The organism is Maritimibacter sp. UBA3975, assembly GCF_002384975.1.
Taxonomy (GTDB): domain Bacteria; phylum Pseudomonadota; class Alphaproteobacteria; order Rhodobacterales; family Rhodobacteraceae; genus Maritimibacter.
This window is the reverse complement of sequence record NZ_DGCP01000018.1, coordinates 84,001-84,374: the sequence shown is the minus strand read 5'-3', so window position 1 is coordinate 84,374 and position 374 is coordinate 84,001. Positions and strand designations below refer to the sequence as shown.

1 protein-coding gene is annotated in these 374 nt (G+C 62.8%); it reads right to left on the bottom strand.

Annotated features, from left to right (window positions below; genetic code table 11):
- Positions 1-374, bottom strand: a 374-nt coding sequence (locus tag B2585_RS20195; RefSeq protein WP_292025811.1) for an FAD-dependent oxidoreductase, incomplete at both ends; no start/stop codon positions are given.

Sequence of the window (374 nt, the reverse complement as noted above, 5' to 3'; positions counted from 1 at the left end):
GTGCCGAGCGCATTGTCCTGGCGCAGTTGAACCACGGCGGCCAGGCGCGTCTCCGGCGCGTTCGGGTTGGTTAGGCCGACGGGCTTCATGGGCCCGAAGGACAGGGTCTTGGGGCCCCGTTCGGCCATGACCTCGATCGGCAGGCAGCCCTCGAAATAGGGCGTGCCTTTTTCCCAGTCCTTGAAATCGTGCTTTTCGGCGGTCAGCAGGGCGTCGATGAAGCTTTCGTACTGGTCCCGGTTCATCGGCAGGTTGATATAGTCCTTGCCGTCGCCCCCGGGGCCCGGTTTGTCGTAGCGGCTTTGAAACCAGGCGACGTCGAAGTTGATCGAGTCCTTGTGCACGATGGGTGCGATGGCGTCGAAGAAGGCGAG